Below are 4,546 nucleotides of genomic sequence, written 5' to 3'. Positions count from 1 at the left end.
CTTATGATTTTCACGAATATATGATTTTATTGCTTCATCCATAATATCACCACCTACTCTGGCAGAACGTGAATAAACAATTCCGCCTAAAGAAATAATTGCAACTTCAGTTGTACCACCTCCTATATCAACAATCATAGAACCCTCAGGTTCAGTAACCGGGAGCCCAGCTCCGATTGCTGCAGCCATTGGTTCTTCAATTAAAAATACTTCATTTGCACCAGCACTTTCTGCTGCATCTTGTATAGCACGCCTTTCAACTGGCGTGGATCCAGATGGAACGCATATGATAATATTAGGTTTATTAACAGTGAATTTTGTGTTTGCACTGCGTATGAAATATTTTAGCATTTCTTCCGCACTTTTAAAATCAGCAATGACTCCATCTTTTAAGGGCCTTATCGCCTCTATTTCTCCAGGCGTTTTTCCAAGCATCATTTTAGCTTTTTTACCAAAAGCATAAGGAACGTAACTTCCTTTTTCTTTTATTCTTGCTACAACTGAAGGCTCATCAAGCACTATTCCCTGATTTTTCTGATAAACTAAAGTGTTTGCAGTACCAAGGTCTATAGCAATATCGCTAGCAAACAAACCTTTGAAAGTAAAAAGGCTATAAAACTTTCCGGTTAATTTTCGAACAAAATTCATACATAACTCAAGAAAACCATTTATTAAGACAAATTATACTTTTCAGATAAGTAGTAAGTAACACACTCAACGTCTAAACCCTTACCTGTTACTTTTTTTAGCAGTTCCAGGCCACACTTCGCACTGTATACATTTTGAGATAACCAACTGATAAGTAAACTAAAATCTCCTTTTATTATAGCACTTAATGATTCGTAATGATTCTTTTTAACGAAAGAGAAAATCTGCACAGCAGCAATTAAAGCAATAATTTTTATAGGAAAGTAGCCCATAACACCGCTTGCCCAATATTCATCTTGAAAATAAGTGTTTAGCTCATTTTTAGCTTTTACTGGAATTTTATAGTGCTTCATACCTTCCAACCACGCATCATGCAGGTCTTTGACTTCCAATGTGCCATTTATTATATCTTGTTCTAACTTAGTTCTCAACATAATATGAGCTAACAGACTAAATTCATCTGCATTTTTCAAAAAAGAAGAAGGGTTTATTTCATTGAAAACCAAGTGCAAATTTTCAACACTGCTATTAGTTTTGCCTTTTATAGCAAACTTCTCTTTTATGTGTGGTTGAATAAACTCAATAAATTCTCTGGATGTTCCAATCATCCTTTCCATGAATAACCCTTGAGTTTCATACATAACATGTCTCGTAATTGGACTACTTATAGAATTTTGCGCTAAACATTTTTGATAAATTGCATAACCACTATGCCGTAAAAGTGAAAATAAACCATAACAAAAATCAGATTCATCATAATCTATAGGGTAGTAATAAGAAGTACGAATCTCATCTAGTGCAATACCCATTTGCTGTAAACATAATGAGCCAAGTTCAATCTGTTTCTGAGTAGCAACTTTTTGTATATTAGCAACCTTATCCTTATCCTTTTTCTGCTTTTCAATTATTTTATCTACATTTTCGCTAAAAAATTTGCCTACCTTGGGGAATACTTCCCTTATACTCTTTTCTGTGATATCAGAGTCATAGTCAGCAAGCAGTGGGTCGTATTTTGAGCATTTTAATTGCTGCGATTTTATAGAAGCTACTTCGCGAATGAGTGTGATTAAATCAGTAAAACGTTCTTTTAGTTTTTCTAAGTTACTGGTTTCAGAATGAGATAGCTTCCATAAATTTTGGCATTCAACCTTAGCTTTGGATAAAGACTTTACTAAATCAATAGGAACAGCACTGTTGCTTTTATGTATTCTCTCTATTAACTTTAGCTGCTGAGTATTTGCACTTTTTTTGTTACCAAGAGCATCTGCTAATGATTCCTTTATTACGTCATGAGAGATAATTTCATGTCTGATTTCTTCTAGAAGACTCATTTGTTCAACCTTGTCCTCTATATTCAATTGGCTTTGGTTTAGTACTTTTAGCGTATTTTCGATATTCTTTACCCTATACAATACTTCCTCTAAAAACTTATAAGATTGCATATTTGTTCATTATTTTAGAAAACATCTGTTTAATACCGCAATAGATTAATAATAAAGTTAAAAGTATATTTGCTTAAAGTACAATAAAAAATTGTACTTTTTATTCTTTTATTGGATTTTTCTACTCAGAGTCCAGCATATTATAGGAAAATTAATTGTAAGGTTGTAGAAAAAGTATTTAGTATTTTATTTCTCTTGACTATATTACAACATGGAGAGATATTAGCTACTGAAATTAAAGTTACGCACTATTTAAAATTTATGGAGGTTTAGTAATGTGGAGTAGACTGGTTATAATGTGCTGTTTTTGTTTATTACTTACTGGTGTAAGTTCTTGCCCAAAAAAAGGAGCAAATACAACAAATAAAATAAATTCTGTTGTTAAGCAGATAGGTGATAAAAGAGTTTTCTTTGGTTATGATGAATCTAGTATTGCTGAAGTAAGTGCAGATGCATTACTTGACGTAATGGAGGTGTTACAAGATAACCCTGATGCGAAGGTTACTTTAACTGGTCACACTGACAACCGTGGTTCTCATGAATATAATCTTGCGCTAGGCGCTAGAAGGGCTGATGCAGCTAAAAAATTTATGGTTAGTTGTACACCCTACATAGAAAACAGAATAAAAACTGCTTCTAAAGGTGAAACTGAGCCTTTGGTTAATGTAAAAGATGATTCTAGAAATTCTAAATATGAAAAAGAGCATGCTAAAAATCGTAGAGTGGAATTTTCATTTTCTGGAATAAAGAAATAGTTTCTTGCATTAAAACCTGGATCCCAGTGTCAAACACTGGGATGACATAAAGAAAGGGCACTGGGGTAGAAAAAAAGGACAAACTTGTCATATTTCGTTGCTTGTTAGCGGGATCTATATATACCACAAATAAGTCGCGGTATGACGTAAGAGATCTGACCTGTCTGGCCATCAAGAGACATAATGGAATTAGAGTTATTATTTCAAAATGTGGTTAATAGTTTTGCTTTCTATAACAATCAAGTTGCAGTTGCAGTATCAGGTGGTGTAGATAGTATAGTCTTACTGCACTTAATGACTAACTGGGCAAAAAAAAACAAGCTTTCACTTCCTACAGCATTAACAGTGAATCATGGGTTACGTCCAGAGTCTCAAAAAGAAGCTGATTTTGTTGTAAGTTATGCAAAGGAACTTGGAGCAAAGGAATCGTTCATATTAAATTGGGAGAAGCAAAATATTAAAGGCAATATTCAGTTACAGGCACGAAAAGCACGGTATAAGTTACTAGCAGAGTGGTGTAAAAATAATAATGTTAAATATTTACTTGTTGCTCATCACAAAGATGATCAAGCAGAAACGTTCTTGTTAAGATTAGAGCGAGGTAGTGGCGTAGATGGATTATCATCAATGGACTACAAGTCTTTCCTAAATGGTATTTATATATTTAGGCCATTGTTAAATTTTAGTCGTAGTGAAATAGAAAAGTACGCTAAGCTTCATCGGTTAAAATGGATCGAAGATAGAAGCAACTATGACTTAAAATACAGGCGAACTTTATACCGTAACTTACTTAAAGCAAGTGATAATCAAGAGATTTTAACAGAGCGAATATGCCTCACAGCCCTTCATATGAAAAGAGCTGCAAAAGCGTTGATGCACTACACACGCCTTGCGTTTAATGACTGCGTTAATGTGCATGATCTTGGTTATATTGAAATTAAACTAAGTGAGTTTTATCAATTGCCAGAGGAAATAGCCTTGAGGCTTCTTCTTTACTCCATAATGGCAATTGCCAGTAAACATTATAAACCAAGGTACAACAGCCTTATCGTAATATTTAATAAAATATTGCAAAAGGATAGTAATGTTAACTGTACACTTTCTGGGTGTAAAATAAGAAAACATGGAGAAAATATCTTGATAATTAGAGAATCGTCAAAGATACAAGAAATTACCTTAAACCTACCTTTAAATGAACCTACTCAATGGGATAACAGATTTAGCTTCACAATACTCGGAAATCAAGAGTGTTCAGTTATCATCGCTCCATTAAAAAAAACACAAAAAGTTCCTGAATTTCTGAAGGATTACAACTGCTGCCCTGAAGTTTTCTATTCTTTGCCTGTAGTGCTAAAAGATGGAAAGGTGCTTGCTTATCCTGATGTAAATTATAACGGAAAAAATACCAATGATGATAAGGTTCAATGCATTATTAATAGCACGATAAAACAAAATTTGGTAAGCTTGATTAGTATTTAGTTAGAAATAGAAATGAAAAAATTTTTAGAAGGCTTATTGATCTGGTTGGTAATTATTGTTCTTATTTCAGTTGCTTATATTCAGTTCAGCGGAAATGTAGGTAAAAGTAAAACAATTATACCTTTTTCGGAATTTTTAACTAGACTAGAAGACAATGATGTAGAAAATATTGTCATAAAAAACCAGAGCATTGAAGGCAAGTTCAGGGACGGTTCAAGTTTC

The 4,546-nt window shown here is 33.4% G+C and carries 5 protein-coding genes; 3 read left to right on the top strand and 2 right to left on the bottom strand.

Annotation, left to right across the window (positions count from 1 at the left end):
• Both mreB and OZD61_RS03780 read right to left on the bottom strand, forming a co-directional pair.
• Nucleotides 1-648 (bottom strand): rod shape-determining protein MreB (gene mreB / locus OZD61_RS03785; protein WP_274979913.1); only part of this gene is annotated, 648 nt, incomplete at its 3' end.
• Between the two features lie 23 nt (nt 649-671).
• Nucleotides 672-2,090: a gluzincin family metallopeptidase gene (locus tag OZD61_RS03780; protein WP_274979912.1), complete on the bottom strand. Its 1,419-nt coding sequence runs from the start codon at nt 2,088-2,090 to the stop codon at nt 672-674.
• A 275-nt stretch (nt 2,091-2,365) separates the two neighbouring features.
• On the opposite strand from OZD61_RS03780, the gene OZD61_RS03775 reads away from it, so the two are divergent.
• From OZD61_RS03775 to OZD61_RS03765, 3 genes are all read left to right on the top strand, one after another.
• Complete coding sequence (locus OZD61_RS03775) at nt 2,366-2,845, top strand: OmpA family protein (protein WP_010081889.1); 480 nt, start codon at nt 2,366-2,368, stop codon at nt 2,843-2,845.
• A gap of 183 nt (nt 2,846-3,028) precedes the next feature.
• Nucleotides 3,029-4,324 (top strand): tRNA lysidine(34) synthetase TilS, encoded by a 1,296-nt coding sequence (gene tilS / locus OZD61_RS03770; protein ID WP_274979911.1) that lies wholly within the window; start codon nt 3,029-3,031, stop codon nt 4,322-4,324.
• A 12-nt stretch (nt 4,325-4,336) separates the two neighbouring features.
• On the top strand, nt 4,337-4,546 hold a 210-nt coding region (locus OZD61_RS03765; RefSeq protein WP_274979910.1), incomplete at its 3' end, for an ATP-dependent metallopeptidase FtsH/Yme1/Tma family protein.

It is taken from the genome of Wolbachia endosymbiont of Drosophila bocki (genome assembly GCF_028982005.1).
In the GTDB taxonomy this organism is placed as follows: domain Bacteria; phylum Pseudomonadota; class Alphaproteobacteria; order Rickettsiales; family Anaplasmataceae; genus Wolbachia; species Wolbachia pipientis.
Note: the sequence above shows the minus strand (reverse complement) of the source record. Positions and strands in the feature narration are given on the sequence as shown.